The 17990-nt window shown below is 70.9% G+C and carries 17 protein-coding genes and 1 tRNA gene; 11 read left to right on the top strand and 7 right to left on the bottom strand.

Going from position 1 to position 17990, the window contains the following annotated elements:
* Positions 1-82 precede the first annotated feature (82 nt).
* Positions 83-433 carry a GNAT family N-acetyltransferase gene (locus ABZ845_RS14210; RefSeq protein ID WP_360978017.1) on the bottom strand — a complete coding sequence of 117 codons (351 nt, stop codon included), beginning with the start codon at positions 431-433 and terminating at the stop codon, positions 83-85.
* Positions 434-443: 10 nt separating this feature from the next.
* Positions 444-629 carry a hypothetical protein gene (locus tag ABZ845_RS14205; protein WP_360978014.1) on the bottom strand — a complete coding sequence of 62 codons (186 nt, stop codon included), beginning with the start codon at positions 627-629 and terminating at the stop codon, positions 444-446.
* 173 nt (positions 630-802) lie between these two features.
* Between ABZ845_RS14205 and ABZ845_RS14200 the strand changes: the two genes are divergently transcribed.
* From ABZ845_RS14200 to ABZ845_RS14190, 3 genes are all read left to right on the top strand, one after another.
* Entirely contained in the window at positions 803-2230 is a 1428-nt protein-coding gene (locus ABZ845_RS14200) for a hypothetical protein (protein WP_360978011.1), read from the top strand.
* A gap of 382 nt (positions 2231-2612) precedes the next feature.
* Positions 2613-4691, top strand: a complete 2079-nt coding sequence (locus tag ABZ845_RS14195) for a putative Ig domain-containing protein (RefSeq protein ID WP_360978008.1) — start codon at positions 2613-2615, stop codon at positions 4689-4691.
* 258 nt (positions 4692-4949) lie between these two features.
* Positions 4950-5828: a DUF1963 domain-containing protein gene (locus tag ABZ845_RS14190; protein ID WP_360978005.1), complete on the top strand. Its 879-nt coding sequence runs from the start codon at positions 4950-4952 to the stop codon at positions 5826-5828.
* A gap of 130 nt (positions 5829-5958) precedes the next feature.
* Here ABZ845_RS14190 and ABZ845_RS14185 read toward each other — a convergent pair whose 3' ends face one another.
* On the bottom strand, positions 5959-6810 hold the full coding sequence (locus tag ABZ845_RS14185) for a pirin family protein (RefSeq protein ID WP_360978164.1): 852 nt from the start codon (positions 6808-6810) through the stop codon (positions 5959-5961).
* Positions 6811-7017: 207 nt separating this feature from the next.
* Between ABZ845_RS14185 and ABZ845_RS14180 the strand changes: the two genes are divergently transcribed.
* Complete coding sequence (locus tag ABZ845_RS14180; RefSeq protein WP_360978002.1) at positions 7018-7506, top strand: carboxymuconolactone decarboxylase family protein; 489 nt, start codon at positions 7018-7020, stop codon at positions 7504-7506.
* 218 nt (positions 7507-7724) lie between these two features.
* Here ABZ845_RS14180 and ABZ845_RS14175 read toward each other — a convergent pair whose 3' ends face one another.
* Positions 7725-8636, bottom strand: a complete 912-nt coding sequence (locus ABZ845_RS14175) for an SGNH/GDSL hydrolase family protein (protein WP_360977999.1) — start codon at positions 8634-8636, stop codon at positions 7725-7727.
* Positions 8637-8959: 323 nt separating this feature from the next.
* Here ABZ845_RS14175 and ABZ845_RS14170 point away from each other — a divergent pair, with 323 nt between their 5' ends.
* Positions 8960-9496: an NUDIX hydrolase family protein gene (locus tag ABZ845_RS14170; RefSeq protein ID WP_360977996.1), complete on the top strand. Its 537-nt coding sequence runs from the start codon at positions 8960-8962 to the stop codon at positions 9494-9496.
* Between the two features lie 351 nt (positions 9497-9847).
* Positions 9848-10459: a helix-turn-helix domain-containing protein gene (locus ABZ845_RS14165; protein WP_360977993.1), complete on the top strand. Its 612-nt coding sequence runs from the start codon at positions 9848-9850 to the stop codon at positions 10457-10459.
* Between the two features lie 145 nt (positions 10460-10604).
* Here the strand turns inward: ABZ845_RS14165 and ABZ845_RS14160 are convergent.
* Positions 10605-10678: transfer RNA gene (locus ABZ845_RS14160), tRNA-Pro, on the bottom strand.
* A gap of 218 nt (positions 10679-10896) precedes the next feature.
* Here ABZ845_RS14160 and ABZ845_RS14155 point away from each other — a divergent pair.
* From ABZ845_RS14155 to ABZ845_RS14145, 3 genes are all read left to right on the top strand, one after another.
* A complete protein-coding gene (locus ABZ845_RS14155) occupies positions 10897-11325 on the top strand; it encodes a hypothetical protein (RefSeq protein WP_360977990.1) in 429 nt (142 codons plus the stop codon).
* Between the two features lie 117 nt (positions 11326-11442).
* Positions 11443-12822 carry a hypothetical protein gene (locus tag ABZ845_RS14150; protein ID WP_360977988.1) on the top strand — a complete coding sequence of 460 codons (1380 nt, stop codon included), beginning with the start codon at positions 11443-11445 and terminating at the stop codon, positions 12820-12822.
* A gap of 87 nt (positions 12823-12909) precedes the next feature.
* Positions 12910-13107, top strand: coding sequence for a hypothetical protein (locus tag ABZ845_RS14145; RefSeq protein WP_360977985.1), 198 nt, complete (start codon positions 12910-12912; stop codon positions 13105-13107).
* Between the two features lie 37 nt (positions 13108-13144).
* Here ABZ845_RS14145 and ABZ845_RS14140 read toward each other — a convergent pair whose 3' ends face one another.
* A complete protein-coding gene (locus tag ABZ845_RS14140) occupies positions 13145-15838 on the bottom strand; it encodes a LuxR C-terminal-related transcriptional regulator (protein ID WP_360977982.1) in 2694 nt (897 codons plus the stop codon).
* Between the two features lie 136 nt (positions 15839-15974).
* Between ABZ845_RS14140 and ABZ845_RS14135 the strand changes: the two genes are divergently transcribed.
* Positions 15975-16331: a DUF779 domain-containing protein gene (locus ABZ845_RS14135; protein WP_360977979.1), complete on the top strand. Its 357-nt coding sequence runs from the start codon at positions 15975-15977 to the stop codon at positions 16329-16331.
* A 123-nt stretch (positions 16332-16454) separates the two neighbouring features.
* The gene (locus tag ABZ845_RS14130) at positions 16455-17636 is read left to right on the top strand and encodes a phosphodiester glycosidase family protein (protein ID WP_360977976.1); all 1182 of its coding nucleotides are present in this window, start codon (positions 16455-16457) and stop codon (positions 17634-17636) included.
* A 6-nt stretch (positions 17637-17642) separates the two neighbouring features.
* On the opposite strand, the gene ABZ845_RS14125 is transcribed toward ABZ845_RS14130, so the two are convergent.
* Positions 17643-17837, bottom strand: a complete 195-nt coding sequence (locus ABZ845_RS14125) for a hypothetical protein (protein WP_360977974.1) — start codon at positions 17835-17837, stop codon at positions 17643-17645.
* Between the last annotated feature and the right edge of the window lie 153 nt (positions 17838-17990).

The raw sequence follows: 17990 nt of genomic DNA, 5'->3' as shown, positions 1-17990 counted from the left end.
GCCCGTACGACAGCCGCCCCGGCCGGATCGGTTCCGGCCGGGGCGGTCTGCGTGTCCGCCCACGTGGGCGGGCGGCGGGGTGTCAGCCCAGTTCCGACTCCAGCCACTCCAGGACCTCGGGGGTGACGGGGTCGGTGATGTCGGTGTACTCCTCGTGCTTCGTAAGGAACTTGGCCACATAGGGGCAGACCGGCACGATACGCATCCCGGCCTTGCGGACGTCGTCCAGTGCCCGCTGGACCAGCTGCCCCGCGAGGCCGCGCCCGGCGAAGGCGTCGAAGACGACCGTGTGATGGAAGACGCGCTGCGCACCGCGGTCGCGGTAGGCGGCCAGACCGGCGCGCTCGCCGTCGACCCGGATCTCGTAGCGGTGCTTGGCGTCGACGCGTTCGACGGTCACGGCGGCGGACGGCTCGGGGCTCGGCTCGTTCATGGGAAGCCTTTCAACTGGAGGTCGGTGCCGCGGCGGGTCCGCGCGCGGCACGATCACGGCGTTCGGCGGGAAAGAGGCGGGCAGGCGGTCCCCCTGGGTATCCCTCGACCGTGCCGAAGCGGTCGGAGGCGTTCTGCCACTCCTCGCGGGCCCAGACGATGTCCTCGTGGCCCCGGCCGATGAAATTCCACCACATCCGGTGATCCGTGCGCCTCGGGGGCTGTTCGGGTCGAGTGCTGCACTCCGGCGGGGTGGCAGGGACGGCGGCTTTCGGCATGTCGGGCTCGTGGAGGACGACCAGCCGTTACGTATGGTGCGTCGCCCGGTCGGGGCGGCAGGTGTGGGCTCGGACCTGTGGAGGAGAACGCGATGGGTCGGCGAAGAGCGCACTCCCCCGGCCTCAGGGGGCTGAGAGGTGCCCCCGGGGCGGTCGTGGCGGCGGTGACGTTGCTGGCGGGGGCGGCGACGGCGGCCCCGGCGTATGCGGACACGGACGTGGACTGTTCGACGACGGACCTGATCGCGGCGATCACCGCCGCCAACGCGGGCTCGGGCGACACCCTGAACCTGGCGTCGTACTGCGTCTACACGCTCACGGATGCCGACGGCCAGCTCCCGACGATCACGCAGCCTCTGGTGATCCACGGCAACCACGCCACCATCCGCCGCGACCCGAACGCCACCACCAACTTCCGGATCCTGAATGTCGGCAACACATCGCTGACCATGGACACCCTGACCGTCATGAACGGCAACGGCGGCACCAGCGGTGGCGGGGTGAACCTCAACACCGGTGCGGGGTCCCTGACCACCACGGACGTGAACTTCCAGGGCAGCTCGGCCCTCTTCGGCGGTGCGATCTTCGCCGGCTCCGGTACGACGCTCTCCCTCACCCGTGGCACCGTCAACGACAACCGCTCCACGAGTACTGGTGGCGGCATCATGGCCGTGGGCTCGAACAACGCGGTCATGCTGAACTCCGTGACAGTCTCCGGCAACCGCACCAGCGACGCCGGCGGCGGGGTGTTCCTCAACACCGGCCTGACGTCGACCATCACGAACAGCGTCATCAGCGACAACACCGCACGGGGATCCGGTGGGGGGCTCAGCTTCGTGGGCGACGGCCCGCTGACCGTCACCGGTACCACGATCGCGGACAACCGGGTCACGAACAGCTTCAGTGGCGGGGGCGGAGTCGACATCGAGCAGAACCTGTCCGGATCCATCACGTTCGTGGACTCCACGATCAGCGGAAACGTCGTCAAGGGCTTCACCGGCACCGACGGTTCCGCCAACGGGGGCGGCGGCATCCACCTGGAGTTCGGCCCGCTCACCCTGGACAAGACCACGGTCTCCGACAATCAGGTCATCGGCGCGGGCGGTATCGGCGGGGGCATCGCGGTACGCGCGACCGGCAATGCGGCGCCGACCACGCTGACGTTGCAGAACGGCACCACATTGACCCGCAACCTGGCCTCCGGCCGCTATTCCCAGGGCGGCGGCCTCCACGCCGCGAACGGGGACGGCGATGTGTCGGTGTCGCTGACGGACTCCCACATCGACGCCAACAAGGTGACCGGCACCGGCTCCGCCGCCGGGGGCATCTTCAACGTGGACGGAACGTTCTCGTTCGCCACGTCGAGCGTGAACGACAACATCGCCCCGAGCGCCCCCGCTCCCGGCGGCGTCTCGACCGGAGTGGCCATCACCACCGTCGACGGCTCGACCACATTCACCGGCAACACGCCCACCAACTGCCTCCTCAGCCCCCAGCCCGTGACCAACTGCAGCAACTAGCCACAGGGAGGGGGAGGGGGCTGAGCGCCCCGCCGGGTCGGATGCGTGCGGGGCCTGTTCGGCGCGTCCGCTCGCGAACCGTCCGTTCGGACCAGGTCGGCGGAGATCCGGCTCGGCTCCCTTCGGCCGGGCACTGACGCCACGTGACCTCTTCCACGAATCGGGCAACCGGGGGCCAAAACTTTTCTTCCGCGCCCATGGATGAGCAAAGAACTCCTGCGGGGCACTGCCGGTCCCATCGGAACGGAGCTACGTTTCCCGTCGCGCGTTGTCATGTACGTCGTACATGACATGCCCATGACCGCGTTTGCTGCCGCTGTGCGCGTCACGGGCCTGCCCGACCAGTGCGAGAAACCCCACTTTTCGATGGAGGCAGCACCTCATGCGCGAATCACACCCGAGCGGCCGCAGACGGAGCCTGCGAAGACTCCTGTTCACCGCCTTCCCCGCCTTCGCCCTGACGTTCGCGGGATTCGTCGCCGCGCCGACGGCCGGAGCCCAGGCCACGGCAGCAAGCCCGCACACGTCCACGATCACGCAGAACAGCAAGGCGCTGACCGCTCCCGAGCGGCAGGCCTACCACTCCACCGGCGCAGCTGGAGAGAAGGTCCCCACCACTCACCTGTGCGCCACCGCGAAGCCCGGCCAGGCGTCCTGCTTCGCCGAGCGTCGCACCGACATCAAGCAGCGGCTCGCCTCGGCGCTCGCCGCCGCAGCGCCGTCCGGCCTCTCCCCGGCGAACCTGCACAGTGCCTACAACCTGCCCACCGCGGCCGGTTCGGGCATGACGGTCGGCATCGTCGACGCGTACAACGACCCGAACGCGGAGTCGGACCTGGCCACTTACCGTTCCACCTTCGGCCTGTCCGCCTGCAGCAAGGCCAACGGCTGCTTCAAGCAGGTCAGCCAGACCGGTTCGACCACCTCGCTGCCCACGAACGACAGCGGCTGGGCCGGTGAGGAAATGCTCGACATCGACATGGTCAGCGCGGTCTGCCCGAACTGCAGCATCGTCCTGGTCGAGGCCAACTCCGCGAACGACAGCGACCTCGGCACCGCCGAGAACGAGGCGGTCTCGCTGGGCGCCAAGTTCGTCTCCAACAGTTGGGGCGGCTCCGAGTCCTCCTCCCAGACCAGCGAGGACACCCAGTACTTCAAGCACCCGGGCGTCGCGATCACCGTCTCCGCGGGCGACTCCGGCTACGGTGCCGAGTACCCGGCCACGTCCCAGTACGTGACCGCCGTCGGCGGCACCGCGCTGAACACCTCCTCCAACTCCCGCGGCTGGAGCGAGTCGGTGTGGAACACCAGCTCCACCGAGGGCACCGGCTCCGGCTGCTCCGCCTACGACGCCAAGCCGAGCTGGCAGACCGACACCGGCTGCTCCAAGCGCGTGGAGGCCGACGTCTCCGCGGTCGCCGACCCGGCCACCGGCGTGGCCGTCTACGACACCTACGGCGGCTCCGGCTGGGCGGTCTACGGCGGCACCAGCGCCAGCTCGCCGATCATCGCCTCCGTCTACGCCCTCGCGGGCACCCCGGGCGCGAGTGACTACCCGGCCAAGTACCCCTACCAGCACACCAGCAACCTGTACGACGTGACCAGCGGCAACAACGGCAGCTGCTCCCCGTCGTACCTCTGCACCGCGGGCACCGGCTACGACGGCCCGACCGGCTGGGGCACCCCCAACGGCACGACCGCCTTCTCGTCCGGCGGCGGTGGCGGTGGCGGCAACACCGTGTCCGTCACCAACCCCGGCAGCCAGTCCACCACGACCGGCGGCTCGGTCAGCCTCCAGATCCAGGCCACCGACAGCGGCGGCGCCTCGCTCACGTACAGCGCCTCCGGCCTGCCGACCGGCCTGTCCATCAACAGCTCGACCGGCCTGATCTCCGGCACGGCCTCCACCGCGGGCACCTACCAGGTCACCGTCACCGCGACCGACTCCACCGGCGCCTCCGGCTCCACCTCCTTCACCTGGACCGTCGGCTCCGGCGGTGGCGGCGGCTGCACGTCGTCCCAGCTCCTGGCCAACCCGGGCTTCGAGTCGGGCAGCACCGGCTGGACCGCGACCAGCGGTGTCATCACCAACGACAGCGGTGAGGCGGCGCACAGCGGCTCCTACTACGCCTGGCTCGACGGCTACGGCTCCTCGCACACCGACACGCTGTCCCAGTCGGTGACGATCCCGTCCGGCTGCAAGGCCACGCTCACCTTCTACCTGCACATCGACACGTCGGAGACCACCACGAGCACTCAGTACGACAAGCTCACGGTCACCGCCGGTTCGAAGACCCTGGCCACCTACTCGAACCTCAACAAGGCTTCCGGGTACAGCCAGAAGACCTTCGACCTGTCCTCGCTGGCGGGCCAGACGGTCACCCTGAAGTTCAACGGCGTGGAGGACTCCTCGCTGCAGACCAGCTTCGTCGTGGACGACACCGCCCTGACCACAAGCTGATCCGTACGACGTGAACACGTGTCCCGCACGCGGAAGCCGTCCGCGTGCGGGACACGCGCGTCCTGGACCGCGGATGAGAGCTGGCTCCACCGGCGTCGGGCGCCCTTCAGCGGTAGGTCCGCTGCCGCGCCGGCGACTCTGTTCACGGGACGTCAGGTCGCCTTGCAGACACAGGCAGACGCACCCGGCTCCCTGGCGTTCATGCCCATACAGCCGGGCCGATCCCGGGTTGTCAGACCTCGGGCCTACGTTGGTCCCATGACTCCTGAACTCCTCCGTCGTCTGGCGCCGTTCCGTGCGGAAGCGCTGAAGCGCGGCATTCCACCCGAGGACGTCGATCGGTGGATCGCCATCGCCCGCCCGTCAGGGACACTCGTCACGAGCGGGGACGGTCGGGTCGTCGGCCGGTTCGGCGGTCCGCTGATGCTGCCCGTCGACGCCCACGACCCGCGCTTTCCCCTGCTCGCCACCCTCGACTGCGCGTCCCTGCCCGCGGAGGTGACGGGCCTCCCGCTGCCGCCCGATGGCCATCTGCTGCTCTTCGGCTTCCCCGATCTGATGGACCCCGACAGCGCCGACAGCGCTGGTGAGGTCGTGTACATACCGGCAGGGACGCCCGTCGAGGAGCGAAAGACGAGGAACGCTGTCGTCCATGGCAAGGAGATCGACGAGGACGACGAATACCTGGCCCTCTACGAGCAGTTTCCCGACGACGAGCTGCGGCTGTCGGCCGATGTCTCCCTGCCGTACCACTACTTGAGCACGTCCCCGGAGGTTCCCCGCAGCGCTCAGCTCCCCGGGCACCCCCATTGGGAGGAACTGGCCGATGCGTGGAACGACATTTCCTACAGCATCGTCATCGACGGTCCGCTGAGGATCGGCGGCTACGCCTCCCACGAGTGCACGGAATCGGACCCTGTCACAGACGCCGCGAAGGACGCGGTGCGGGCGGTGAGGGCACAGGACCCGGGCGCCGCCGCGAAGCTGCCCGCCCCCGAGGAATGGGTACTGCTCGCCCAGTGGGACATCGATCTCGACGAACGGGAGGGGTCGACCCTGCACTGGGTGATCCCGCGACAGGACCTGGCCGAGCGGCGCTTCGACAGGGTGCACGTCTCGTTCTTCTGGAACCCGTGAATCGATTCGTCCCCGCCGTGCCGGTGCCGAGGCACCGGAAGGGCGAGTGCGAGCCGTCGAGCTCGGAGACCGTCGTCGGCGTGGCCGGCACAGCCTCAGCGGCGAAGGCGGCCGGTTCGTACGGCCGAGGTCAGCGGCTGCTCCCTCGTGGCTTCAACGGCACGTTCGGCAGCTCCGGTGCGGGCAGGGGGGCGCCGTCGTAGCCGTGGACCACGCCGAAGCGGGTGCCTTCCATCCAGTCCTTGCGGGCCTGTGCGATCTCCTCGCCGGTCCGGGCGATGAAGTTCCACCACATGACGATCTCCTCCTCGAAGGGCGTGCCGCCGAGAAGGACCGTCCTGGCCGTGTCCTGCGATTCGTTCGCCAGGGTCAATGTGCCGGTGCCCGTGGGTGAGTAGCCCAGCTCCGCCGGGCGCAGCGGAGTGCCGGCGAGGCGGACGTCACCGTGGTCGACGAGCAGACCGTGTTCGAAGGCCGGGTCGACTGCGAGGGTGAGCGATGCTCCCGGTTCGAGGAGGATCTCGGCGCCGAGCAGGGGCGTGAAGGTGCGCACCGGGGAGTCGCTTCCGGCCAGGGAGCCCAGGAAGACCCGCATCACGGCCCCGTCGGTACGCACGGGCTCGGGTACGTAGTGCTGGAAGTCCCGTGCGGTGTCGCGGTGTTCGCCGGGGAGGGCCACCCAGAGCTGGACCCCGTGCAGGACCGTGGTCCGCTCGGTCGAGACCTCGGAGTGGCTGATGCCGTACCCGCCCGTCATGAGGTTCAGCTCGCCGGGCCGCACGAAGGCATGGCTGCTCAGGCTGTCCCGGTGCTCGATCTCCCCGCTGAACAGCCAGCTCACCGTCTGCAGACCCATGTGCGGGTGCGGGGCGACCACCATGCCGCCGGTCTCTGCGACGTCGTCGGGACCGTAGTGGTCCGCGAAGCACCAGGCCCCGATCAGTGTCCGTGCCCGCTGCGGCAGGGTGCGGCGCACGGTCATCGCCCGGGGACCGCCCAGCGGAACATCGCGCGGGGAGAAGACCTCGATCTCCGACACCTTCACCTCCATAGTAGTTTTACATTCAACCACTATACAGTGATCCCGGGACGCCGATCGGGGCCCTGCCCGGCAGCGAGGCCGGGCCCGGGAATCACGCACGGCGGCACCACGTTGTGACCAGCGCCGAACCCCTTGAAGGAGCCCAGGTTGAGCACCAGCACGACGCAGTCCGCAGCCCAGCGGATCTTCATCGACAAGCAGAGCCCCAAGGCATATCACGCGCTGCTCCAGACGTCCGAGGCCGTGCGGACGGTCGCCGCCGAGGCGGACCTCGAGCGCACCCTGGTCGAACTGGTCAACCTCCGGGTGTCGCAGCTCAACGGCTGCGCATACTGTCTCGACGTCCATACCAGGGCCGCGCTGCGCGCTGGCGAGACCACGCAGCGACTGGGTGTTCTGGCGGCCTGGCGGGACACCGAGGTGTTCACACCCGCGGAACGCGCGGCCCTCGCCCTGGCGGAGGCGGTCACCGAGCCGTCCGACGCCGCCGCGCAGGAGTCCGCCTACGACGCGGCCCGCGCCGTGTTCTCCGACGACCAGATCTCCGCGGTGATCTGGGTCGCCCTCACGATCAACGCGTTCAACCGGGTCTCGATCATGAGCAAGCACCCGGTACGGGCGGCCGGACGGCCCTGACACGTCGCGCGGCACGGGGTGGGGCGCGGTCGGCGTTCTCGGCGCGGCCCTGCCCGCCCAGGCGTTTGCCTACTGGATCACCGAGCGCCGGAGGGCCACGGACCGCCCCTCAGGCGCCGTCGCACGCGGGCTGCCCGCCCCCGGGTGACGGCGGGCGGGCAGCCGTTCGAGCGGCGGCCCGGCTCAGGGCGCCGTCGGCGCCGTGCCGGGTGTTTCCGTCACCGGCGCGGCGGCCTGTGGCAGGCCAGGGCGCGCTCGACGGCCCTGGCCATGGCCTGCTCACCAAGTGCGTTGGGGTGGAACGGTGCGGCCGGCATGCTCGGGGCGAGCGACTCCATCCAGCGCGTGCCGGGGGCCTGGCAGAGGTCGTGCCCGACGGTCGGTCCATAGGTGTCGACGAAACGGGCGCCTCCCCGGTACGCCACCCGCGCCATCATCGCGTTGAGTTCCTTCTCGGTGTCCCGCAGATACGCGAAGTCCCCCGCGGCGAACGGCACCGAACTGCTCGTGCAGCCGACCCCGCTGTCCGGGAGCAGGTCCGGGTAGCCGACCACCAGGACCCGGGCGTGCGGGGAGCGCTGGTGGACACCGCGAACCACCCGGGCGACCTTCGCGGCCGTCTGCTCGATCGTGTCCTTGAGCCGGTCGTGGCCACCGCTGGTGAAGTACGCGCGGCACGGGGCCCCGGCCGGGTCGGAGGAGGTCAGCCGGGCACAGGTGCCGAGGACCGAGCTGAACCCGGCGTCGTTGCCGCCGATGCTGAGGGTGACCAGGTCGGTTCTCCGGCTCAGGGCGTCGAACTGGGCGGGGGCGGTGCCCTGAGGGGCGGTCATCTCGGCGGTGGTCGCTCCGGAGCAGGTGACGTCCGTCAGCCGCGCCCGCTGGTGGGCGGCCACCAGCGAGGGGTAGTTGTGATCGGACCTGCTGCAGTTGGCGTCCACCTGGTCGGGGACCCCCGGCGCGGATGCGTAGGAGTCGCCCAGGGCGACGTAGTCCAGGTGCCGTGCGCCGCCCGGGGAGGCGCTCGCCGGCACCGCGGCGGCGCCCGTCAGCGCGACCACCCCGCCGACCGCCGCGGCCCCCAGCGCCAGAACATGTCTCGCTCCGGTGCGTCGTATTCTCCTTGGCACAGTGGATCCTTCCTTTCGGAACGGTTCAACGACCTGTGCGGGGACGGCTGCAAGAGACTGAAGAGCCTTCAGAGATGCAGGAGGCTCTGGAGACTCTGGAGACCGAGGATTCCCCACCCAGCACATGAGTGTGCGATCTTCACGGCCCGAACGCTCCCCTCCGTTCGGGAAAATCCGCGTCGCGCGACGGAAAGCGCCCACACATGGCTGAATCCCCTCCGTCGCACCCTCCCGCGCGCACGGCCGGGCTGCCATCCGTGTGACTTGCGTCTGACCTGGAGTGACACGCGGACAACGCGAGGTGTTGACCGTACGATCAGGCAATGCCTGACACGACCGAAACCACGCCCGGCTGGCTGACTTCCGACGAACTGGAGATGGCGCGCGCCCGCATGCCGATCCTGTACGTGGAGGCCGTGCCCGTCCGAGTCGACGACAGCGGTGAAGTCACCAGCGTCGGACTGCTGTTGCGGATCGGGCCCGACGGGACCGTCAGCCGTACTCTCGTCGCCGGGCGGGTCCTGCACCACGAACGGGTCCGGGACGCCCTGCTGCGCCATCTGGAGAAGGACCTCGGGCCCGTGGCACTCCCCCGCGTCCCGCCCTCCCTCCAGCCCTTCACCGTCGCCGAGTACTTCCCGACGCAGGGGATCACACCGTTCCACGATCCCCGCCAGCATGCCGTCGCCCTCGCCTACATCGTTCCCGTCGCCGGTGACTGCCGTCCCCGTCAGGACGCTCTGGACCTGGTGTGGTTCAGCCCGCAGGAGGCCGCCTCCGAGGTGGTCCAGAGCGAGATGCCGGGCGGCCAGGGTGTGCTGCTCAAGCAGGCCCTGGCGCACGTCGGCTGCCTGTCCTGAACGTCATGCCCGGCCCGGCGCCTCGCTTCGGGGGCGTCGGGGCGGGCTGATGACGTCGACAACGCGGGCGAACTGCGCAACTGCGCCTACTGGAGCCGCCTTTGGGCGCCGAGGAGCGCGCGTCAGGCCCCCGGCAGGGTGCCGCTGCGACGGTCCGCGCCCTGACCCCGTCGGCCGCTCGGGCGGCCCGTCCGGTTGCCCGCCAGGCGAGCATGCGTACGGCGGTGGGCGGCGGGGCCCGGTCGAGGGCACCGTCACGGAAGCGGACCGACGGCGGCGTCGCGCATAATTGAGGTTATAGTTGACCTATTGAATAGCCAACCACGTGATCACGTTCATCAGGATGGCCTTATGCCCTCCCCACGCCCCTATGTCTCCCCCCTGCGCGAACGGGCAGCGGCCCGTACCCGCGCCCTGATCCTGCGGCGGGCCACGGAACTGTTCGCCGAGCGCGGGTACGCCCGGGTGACCGTCGCGGACATCGCGTCGTCGGCCGGTGTCGCCTCGAAGACCGTGTTCGCGAGCGTCGGGAGCAAGGGCGACATCCTGGACCGGATCGTGGAACAGGGCGAGGCCGACTCGGACTACGAGCGGTCCCTCGCCGAGCTGCTCACCCTGCACACTCCGCAGTCGGTGCTACGGCAGCTGGCCCGCGGCACCCGCTCCGGCAACGAGGGCCGGTTCACGGTCCACGAGGCGATCCACAAGGCGCTGCCCGTCCACGACAACGGCGAGGCACTGTGGGAGCGGTACACCGCCGCGTACCGTGACGCGCTCCTCACGGCCGCCCGCCACCTGCACGCCCTGACCCCGTCGCCCTCGTACACGGTCGAGCAGACGGCGGGCCTGCTGTGGTTCTGGTTCAGCCCTTCGGGCTGGCGCACACTCGTGGTCGAGAACGGCTTCACATGGGACGACGCGGAGGACCTCCTGTACCGCACTGCGGTCGCCACGTTGTGCTGAGGCTGAGTGCGGGGCCGGGCGCCGGGCGAGTGCGTGGCGCCCGCGGAACGGCACAGGCCGACCGTGCCGCGGGCACGGCCGCCACATGCAGCGAGGGTCCATGCCGGATGTTCCGGCATGGACCCTCGACCTGCGTCTTCACACGTCGGGACGACAGGATTTGAACCTGCGACCCCTTGACCCCCAGTCAAGTGCGCTACCAAGCTGCGCCACGTCCCGGTGCGCGTCCTGCGGCGTTCCGCCCGATCACGCAGGTCAACCCTACCGCACACCCCCGAGGGCACTCACCCGGGCATCACCCCGGAGGTAACAGTCGATCAGGCGTACGAGCGTCGCGTCCTCACCCGTCCCGGGTGAGGAACACCGCGCCCATGTGGCGCACGCTCACAGGTGAGCGGCTGTGAGCAGCAGCCGAGCAATGAACGGAGGTCCCCCCCATGGCCACCACCCCGACGCATCACCGCTCGGCCGGAACCATGGCGGCCGCGACCGGCCTGACCCTCTTCGCCGCGGTGATGCTCTTCATCTCCGGCGTGCTCGCCATCTTCCGGGGCATCATGGCCGTCGCCCGCGACAACGTGTTCGTCACCACCCCGAACTACGTCTTCAAGTTCGACCTGTCGGGCTGGGGCATCATCCACCTGGTCCTCGGGGCACTCGCCGTGGTCGTCAGCATCGGCCTGTTCACGGGGACCGCCTGGGCGCGGGTCCTCGGGGTGGCGATCGCGGCCCTGCTGATCATCTCGAACTTCCTCTCCATCCCGTACTCCCCGGTGTGGTCGCTCACCCTGATCGCGCTGTTCGGCTTCACCATCTGGGCGCTGTGCGTGGCCCCGAGGGACACCGCGGACACCTCCACCCGGTAGGCGGCCGGGGCCCTGGTTCGCCCGTACGGACCCCGTCGGCGTGCCGACCGTCCGGTGCGCGGCCGGAATGGGGAGAACGGCCCCCCAGGAGCCGGACCCCGATGAGCCGGAGGCCCCATGAGCACCGCGCACGACGCCAGCGCGCCCGAGCCCGGAGGAGAGGGCTCGGGTGAGGCCGTCGTCGGCACGCGACGGGGGCGCGGGCATGCTCGGGGACCGGTCCGGATCGCCCGGAGCGTGGTCTCGGCGGTCCTGACCGTGCTGGCCTGTGTGCTGGTGCCGGTCGCGCTGCTGACGGTGTGGGTGCACGACATCGTGCTCGACACCGACCGGTACGTGGCGACCGTCGCCCCGCTCGCCAGGGAGCCGGCGGTACGGGACGCGGCCGTCCACCGGGCGGCCGAGGCGGTGGACGTCCATGTGGACGGCCCTCGGACAGCCTCCGACATCGCCTCCTGGCTCCAGTCCCAGGGGCTTCCGCCACGGGCCGCCGACGTGTTGAAGCGGCTGGGCCCGCAGATCGACTCCGCCGTCAATGAGACGGTCACCAGGATCGCCACGAGGGTCGTGGACAGCGAGGTGTTCGCGAGGGCGTGGACGGAGGCCAACCGGGTGGCACACAACGCTGTCGTGCACGCGCTCACGGGCAAGGGGCGTGGCGCCGTGGAGGTGAGCGACGGCACCGTCACCCTCGATATCGGCACCGTCGTGGACAGGGTCAAGCAGGAACTGGTCGGTGCCGGGCTGGCCCCGGCCGCCAGGATCCCGGCGGTCGACCGGCAATTCGTGCTGTTCCAGTCCGATGAACTCGCAAAGTTCCGCAGGGGCGCGCGGCTGCTCGACGCGGCCGGGAACTGGCTTCCCGTCATCGTCGTGGCGATCGGGGCCCTGGGGGTGCTGCTGGCGCACCAGCGGCGGCGCGCCCTCGCGCGTACCGCGCTGGGTGCGGCGTTCGCCTGTCTCGTGGTGGCGATCGCGCTGGTGGTGGCGCGCCACTACTACCTGGACCACCTCCCGCCGCGAGTGCAGTCGAGACCCGCCGCCGCGGCCGTGTTCGACACGCTGGTGCGCTTTTTGCGGGTGAGCCTGCGCACGGCGATCGTCCTGGGCGTGGTGATCGCCCTGGGCGCCTATCTGATCGGCCCGGGACGGCTGCCCGTCGCGGTGCGGGGGGCTTCCGAGCGCACCGCGGACTCCGCGGCCGTCTGGGCGTACAAGCACCGGGTGCACGCCGGCCGGGCCGGGACCTGGACCCAGGAACACCGCCGCTGGATCACCCTGGCCGCGCTGCTGATCGTCGCCCTGGTCTTCGCGCTGTGGAACCACCCCACCGTGCTGACGGTCATCGTGCTGGTGCTCGTCCTGCTGGCCGTCCTCGCCCTGGTGGCGCTGTGCGCCGCGAGCGGCAGGGCCGCCCTGGGCGCACAGCGCCCGCCGTCCGGTCCGCGCCACCCGCCCGGGGACGACGGCACGGCGGGCCTCACCCGCGGCAGGTGATCCCGGTCCCCCGCGCCGGACGCACCGTGGAGTGCGGGGGGCCGCCGGGGGTACAGGGCACCGTACGACCGCGAGGGAAGCGTTCTCATGCGATACGAGATCCGCGTGGACGGCCAGATGTCCAGGACACTGACCAAGGCGTTCCCGGAACTGGAGAGCGTCGTCGTGCCCGATCAGACCGTGCTGTTCGGGCGGGTCGTGGACGCGGCCCACCTGTACGGCCTGCTGGCGCGCTGCCAGTCGCTCGGGCTGCATGTGGTGGAGATGCGGCGCCTTCCCGAGTGACGGGTCTCCCGGGTCGTGAAGCCTGGTGCCGCGGCCCTCACAGCAGGTGCAGTTCCCTCGCCCGGCGCACCGCCTCGCCCCGCCGGGTCGCGGAGAGCTTGCGGTAGAGGCTCTTCAGATGCGTCTTGACCGTGTTCACCGACAGATACAGGTCGGCGGCGATCTCCTCGGTCGACATCATCTGCGCGAGCCGTTCCAGCACTTCGTGCTCCCGCTGGCTGAGCGGTTCGGTCACCGGGGCGGGAGGGCATTCGTCCGGTTCGGCGGCCACGGTGGGCCCGACCAGCCACTCCGGCAGCCAGTCGTGCCCCTGCGCGACGTCGGGCCGACGGCGTGTCAGCCGCCGCAGCCAGGGGCCGGATTCCAGGAACGGCCTCCTCAGGTGCTCCGGCCGGCCCACCGCGAGGGCCCGTGCGACCAGGCGCTGGGCCTCGGTCGCGTCGCCCAGCGCGTCGGCGGTCTGGGCGCGGGCCAGCAGCGCCCGTACCGTGATGGCCGGTCCCTCGCCGTGCCCGGTGGGGAGCGCGGCGAGCAGGTCGTGTGCCGCCTTGCCGTCACCGGTGGCGAGCCGGGCACGGGCCGCGGCGATCACGTTCTCCACCCCGGGGGGCCCCTCCGCGTCATCCAGCACCTCGCGCGCGGCCCCCGGGCGGCCGTCGGCGAGATAGGCGCCGGCCATGGTGAGGGCGGTGCGGTCGTTCACCCAGGGCGAGGGCTCGCCGGGCGTCGGGCATCGCTGCTGCTCCTCCAGGAGCCGCAGTGCCGCACGGGGGTGGCCCCGGGCGAGCAGCAGACGGGACCGCAGGAGTGCCAGCCCCGCGCTGACGAGCGGGTCGCGAGGGAGCGTGGAGGAGGCCGCGTGGTCCAGATGGGTGCGTGCGACCTCCAGGTCGTCGTGGTCGATGGCGACCGCGGCCAGGACGAGCTGGGCGATGCCGGTACAGGCGTCGGGCGGCAGTCCCGAGCGTGCCGCCTCCGCGACCGCCTCACGGGCGTGCGACTCGGCGCGGGCCGGCCAGCCGCGCAGGAAGTCGATCAGGGCCAGACGGCTGAGGCACTCGTGCCGCGGCAGGGCGGTCTCCGGACCGCCGTCCGCCTTCACGGCGCCGGCCAGCGAGGACTGGGCGGCGTCGAACCGTCCCGCCCACAGCTGTGCGGAGCCGAGATCGGTGAGCACCAGGGCGGGCAGTTCCGGGTGCCGGGCCAGGCTCTCGGCGGGGATGCCGTGGCCGGCGGCTTCCACGTCGTCGGCCGCGGCTTCGGCACGGTCGGCGGAACCGGTCATCCGGGCGGCCAGCACCCTCAGCAGGGCGCAGCTCAGCCGGAGGGCGGGGGTGCCGGAGGCGTCGTCCTCGGGGACGTTCCGCTCGGCGCGGCTCAGATGGCCGAGGCCGCGGTCGATGTCGTGGTGTGCCAGTTCACGGGCGGCGCGCACCAGGTCCGCGGCGGGCCCCGAGGCGTCGGGGGGCATCCGGGAGAAGAGTGCGTCGAGGTGCTCCGAGTCGAGTCCGGTCAGCAGCCGGCCGATGGCCAGTCCGCCGATGAACCAGGTGGCGGCCTGCTCCCAGTCGCCCGCGTCCGCCGCGTGCGGGAGGGCCTCGGCGAGCAGCCCCGCCTCGCTCAGCCAGCGTGCCGCCCTGCGGTGGAGCTCGGCTTCGAGTCCTGGGTTCCTCACCCGCAGATGGACTCGGAGGATCTCGGCGAACAGGGGGTGCAGCCGGTACCAGGAGTGACCGATGGCCTCGACGAAGGCGTTCGCGCGCTGGAGCCCCGCGAGGATGGCCTCGGCGTCGTCGCCCTCCGTGAGGGCGTTCGCAAGGCCGGGGTGGATCTGTTCGAGGATGCTGGTGCGCAGCAGCAGGTCCTGCGTCTCGGCGGGCTGGGTGTCCAGCACCTCCGCGAGCAGGAAGTCGGCGAGTGTGCTCTGGCCCGCCTCGAAGTCCTTCAGGAAGATCTCGGGGTCGTCGCTGCCCTGCGCCGCCAGGGTGCACAGCCGCAGCCCGGCCGCCCAGCCCGCGGTGCGCTCCGTCAGGGCACGGATGCCGTCCTCGGACAGGTGCATGCCGTGCCGGTCGAGCAGCTCGGCCGTCTCCTCGGGGCGGAAGGACAGGTCGGCGCCTCGGATGTCGGTGACGTCGCCCGCGGCCCGGTAGCGGTGCAGCGGCAGCAGGGGCTCCGTACGGCTGATGATCAGCAGCCGCAGTCCGTCGCCCGCGTGGCGGAGCACGAACTGGAGTTCCTCGGCCACTTCCGCCGAGGTGCCGACCCGGTCGAACTCGTCCAGGACGAGGACCACGGGTTCGGCCCGTGTGCTCAGCTCCGCGGCGAGCCTGGTGAGCAGTGAGTGGTCCACCTCGCCGGGCTGGGCGGGGCTGCCGATGTCGTCCTCGGCCGCGAGTCCGTGCCGCCGCAGGGACTCCAGCACATAGGTCCAGAACACCCCGGGGCCGTTGTCCTCGGGCGCCACCGTGAGCCAGGCGGGCGGGCCCGGCGCGTGCCCTTCGGCGATCCAGTCGGCGACGAGCAGGGTCTTTCCCGCTCCCGCGGGACCGTTGACCAGCGTCAAGGGTCCCCGCACGCCCTGAGTGAGCCGCTCTGTCAGCCGTGGCCTGCGGACGAACGTCTTCGGCAGGACGGGCACGCTGAACCGTGCGGCCAGGACGGGGTCCCCGTTCGGGGAAAGGGTCCCGGAGGGTGGGTCCCGGTGGCCGCCGGTGGTCGGTCGAGGCATGGCACCTACCACTGCACCCAGATCACATATCCCGCATGTCACACATCTTGCACATCTCCTGCATTCGGCCAAATTCCTCTTTGATCGTACGCAACGTCGTTGCAACGTGCACCGCGCTGGAATGGGGAGCGTGACCATGGACCTGAATCCGCGCGTGGAGCTGACCCCCGCGGCCGCCGAGCTGGTGCGGCGGCTGCGGGAGACCCACGGGCCGCTGATGTTCCACCAGTCCGGCGGCTGCTGCGACGGCAGCGCGCCCATGTGCTACCCGGAGGGCGAGTTCCGTACCGGCGGCTCGGACGTGCTGCTCGAGGAGCTCACCGTGCCCGGGGTCGAGGAACCGGTCGGTTTCTGGATGTCCCGGAGCCAGTACGAAGCGTGGCGCCACACACGGCTGATCGTGGATGTGGTGCCCGGCCGTGGCAGCGGCTTCTCCCTGGAAGCACCCGAAGGAGTGCGATTTCTCATCCGTTCTCGCGTTGTCGACGGCTGAGACACCTCGAGGAGCATTCCGGTCTGCTGCACTTCCCCCTGAGTCCTGTTGAAATCTGACGAGACATCAGGGGGAACGGTGACACGTCGCGCCAGACGGTTCAGAACGGCACTGACGGTTCTCATGACTTGGGGCGCGCTGACCGGTGCGGCCCTCGGCGGGGCAGGGCCGGCCAGTTCCGTCGCAAGGGCGCGCGCGGTCGCGCCGGGGATCGAGTACAGCGAGTTCGACATCTCCGGGGCGCATGGAGTCACGCGCGCGCATCTGCTGACCGTCGATCTGCGCAACCCACACGTACGGGTCGGCCTGTTGCACGCCGGCGTCGTGGCGGCCCGCGCCACCGTCTCGCAACTCGCCGACGCCCAGCACGCGGTGGCGGGCGTCAACGGCGACTTCTTCGACATCTCCGAGGCCCAGCACCCGGGGGTCGAGGTCACCGGCTCCGCCGTGGGTCCGGCCGTCGCGGACGGGCACGCGCTCAAGGCCGCGGTGCCACGCGGGCAGCGCTTCGGTCCGCCGCTGCCGTCGGACGCGTCCACCGAGGACGTACTGGGAGTGGGCACCGACCGCACCGCCCGCCTCGACCGCCTGTCCCTCACCGGCTCCGTCTCCGCACCTCAGGTGCGGTTCCCGCTGCGCGGGCTCAACCAGTACGCGCTGCCGCAGAATTCGGTCGGGGCGTACACCTCGGCCTGGGGCAGCGTCTCGCGTCTGCGGGCCGTATGCGGCGCCGACGGTGACCGGGGCGCGCCGTGCAGCCGTAACACCTACGAGGTCACGGTCAGGGGCGGCCGTGTCGTCGCCACGTCCAGCACGCCCGGCAGGGGTTCCATCGCGCCCGGCACGACGGTCCTGCTCGGCCGTGAGGCAGGGGCACGGCAACTGAGGGGCCTGCTGCTCGGCAGGACGGTTCAGGTGCGGGAACGTCTGGTGGCCGAGTCGTCCGGCGTGCCGTACGTGTTCGCGATCGGGGGCTTCCCGGTGCTGCGCCACGGCGCGCCGGTGGGCGGGCTCGACGGGTCGGCGTCCGCGGTGCGCACCGCGGTGGGCATCGAGAAGGGCGGCCACCGACTGCTGATCCTCGCACTGGACGGTGCGCGCGCCTACCGGCGGGGACTCACGGTCGCCGAACTCGCCGTCGCGCTGCGGGGGCTGGGGGCCGTGGACGGGTTCAACCTCGACGGGGGCGGCTCCTCGACGATGGTCACACGGTCACCGGGGGCCGGTTCTGTGACCGTGCGCAATCACCCCAGCACGGGAGCGGAGCGCGCCGTGCCGGAGGGGATCGGGGTGTTCTCGCGGTGAGGGCCCTCAGGGGCGCAGGCCGCTGACGATCTGGGCCGTCGCCGCCAAGCCCTGATGGATGGTCGGGGCCATGCTCGAACTCGCCAGGAAGAAGCCGAGCATCATGCAGACGATGGCGTGCGAGACCTTCAACGCCCCGTTGCGCATGAAGATCACCGCAATGATCAGGAGCAACAGCACCACAGAGATGGAAACAGCCACCGTCATCCTCCTCCACCGCGCCCACTTCGCGGCTTTCGGCGGCAAGTGTGGCGTAGCGAAGGGTTCGTCCGGGCGGATGACGTGTCCGCCGAACGAGTGGTTCTACGACCGCTCGTGAGTTCGCCTCGCGGCGGCCTTCCGGGCGGCGCCCGT

It is taken from the genome of Streptomyces sp. NPDC047022 (genome assembly GCF_040644155.1).
Lineage (GTDB): Bacteria > Actinomycetota > Actinomycetes > Streptomycetales > Streptomycetaceae > Streptomyces.
Note: the sequence above shows the minus strand (reverse complement) of the source record. Positions and strands in the feature narration are given on the sequence as shown.

Bases quoted from the DNA above. Each gene is read 5' to 3' on its own strand.
- ABZ845_RS14210 (WP_360978017.1), bottom strand. From the start codon at position 433: ATGAACGAGCCGAGCCCCGAGCCGTCCGCCGCCGTGACCGTCGAACGC.
- ABZ845_RS14205 (WP_360978014.1), bottom strand. From the start codon at position 629: ATGTGGTGGAATTTCATCGGCCGGGGCCACGAGGACATCGTCTGGGCC.
- ABZ845_RS14200 (WP_360978011.1), top strand. From the start codon at position 803: ATGGGTCGGCGAAGAGCGCACTCCCCCGGCCTCAGGGGGCTGAGAGGT.
- ABZ845_RS14195 (WP_360978008.1), top strand. From the start codon at position 2,613: ATGCGCGAATCACACCCGAGCGGCCGCAGACGGAGCCTGCGAAGACTC.
- ABZ845_RS14190 (WP_360978005.1), top strand. From the start codon at position 4,950: ATGACTCCTGAACTCCTCCGTCGTCTGGCGCCGTTCCGTGCGGAAGCG.
- ABZ845_RS14185 (WP_360978164.1), bottom strand. From the start codon at position 6,810: ATGACCGTGCGCCGCACCCTGCCGCAGCGGGCACGGACACTGATCGGG.
- ABZ845_RS14170 (WP_360977996.1), top strand. From the start codon at position 8,960: ATGCCTGACACGACCGAAACCACGCCCGGCTGGCTGACTTCCGACGAA.
- ABZ845_RS14165 (WP_360977993.1), top strand. From the start codon at position 9,848: ATGCCCTCCCCACGCCCCTATGTCTCCCCCCTGCGCGAACGGGCAGCG.
- ABZ845_RS14155 (WP_360977990.1), top strand. From the start codon at position 10,897: ATGGCCACCACCCCGACGCATCACCGCTCGGCCGGAACCATGGCGGCC.
- ABZ845_RS14150 (WP_360977988.1), top strand. From the start codon at position 11,443: ATGAGCACCGCGCACGACGCCAGCGCGCCCGAGCCCGGAGGAGAGGGC.
- ABZ845_RS14145 (WP_360977985.1), top strand. From the start codon at position 12,910: ATGCGATACGAGATCCGCGTGGACGGCCAGATGTCCAGGACACTGACC.
- ABZ845_RS14140 (WP_360977982.1), bottom strand. From the start codon at position 15,838: ATGCCTCGACCGACCACCGGCGGCCACCGGGACCCACCCTCCGGGACC.
- ABZ845_RS14135 (WP_360977979.1), top strand. From the start codon at position 15,975: ATGGACCTGAATCCGCGCGTGGAGCTGACCCCCGCGGCCGCCGAGCTG.
- ABZ845_RS14130 (WP_360977976.1), top strand. From the start codon at position 16,455: ATGACTTGGGGCGCGCTGACCGGTGCGGCCCTCGGCGGGGCAGGGCCG.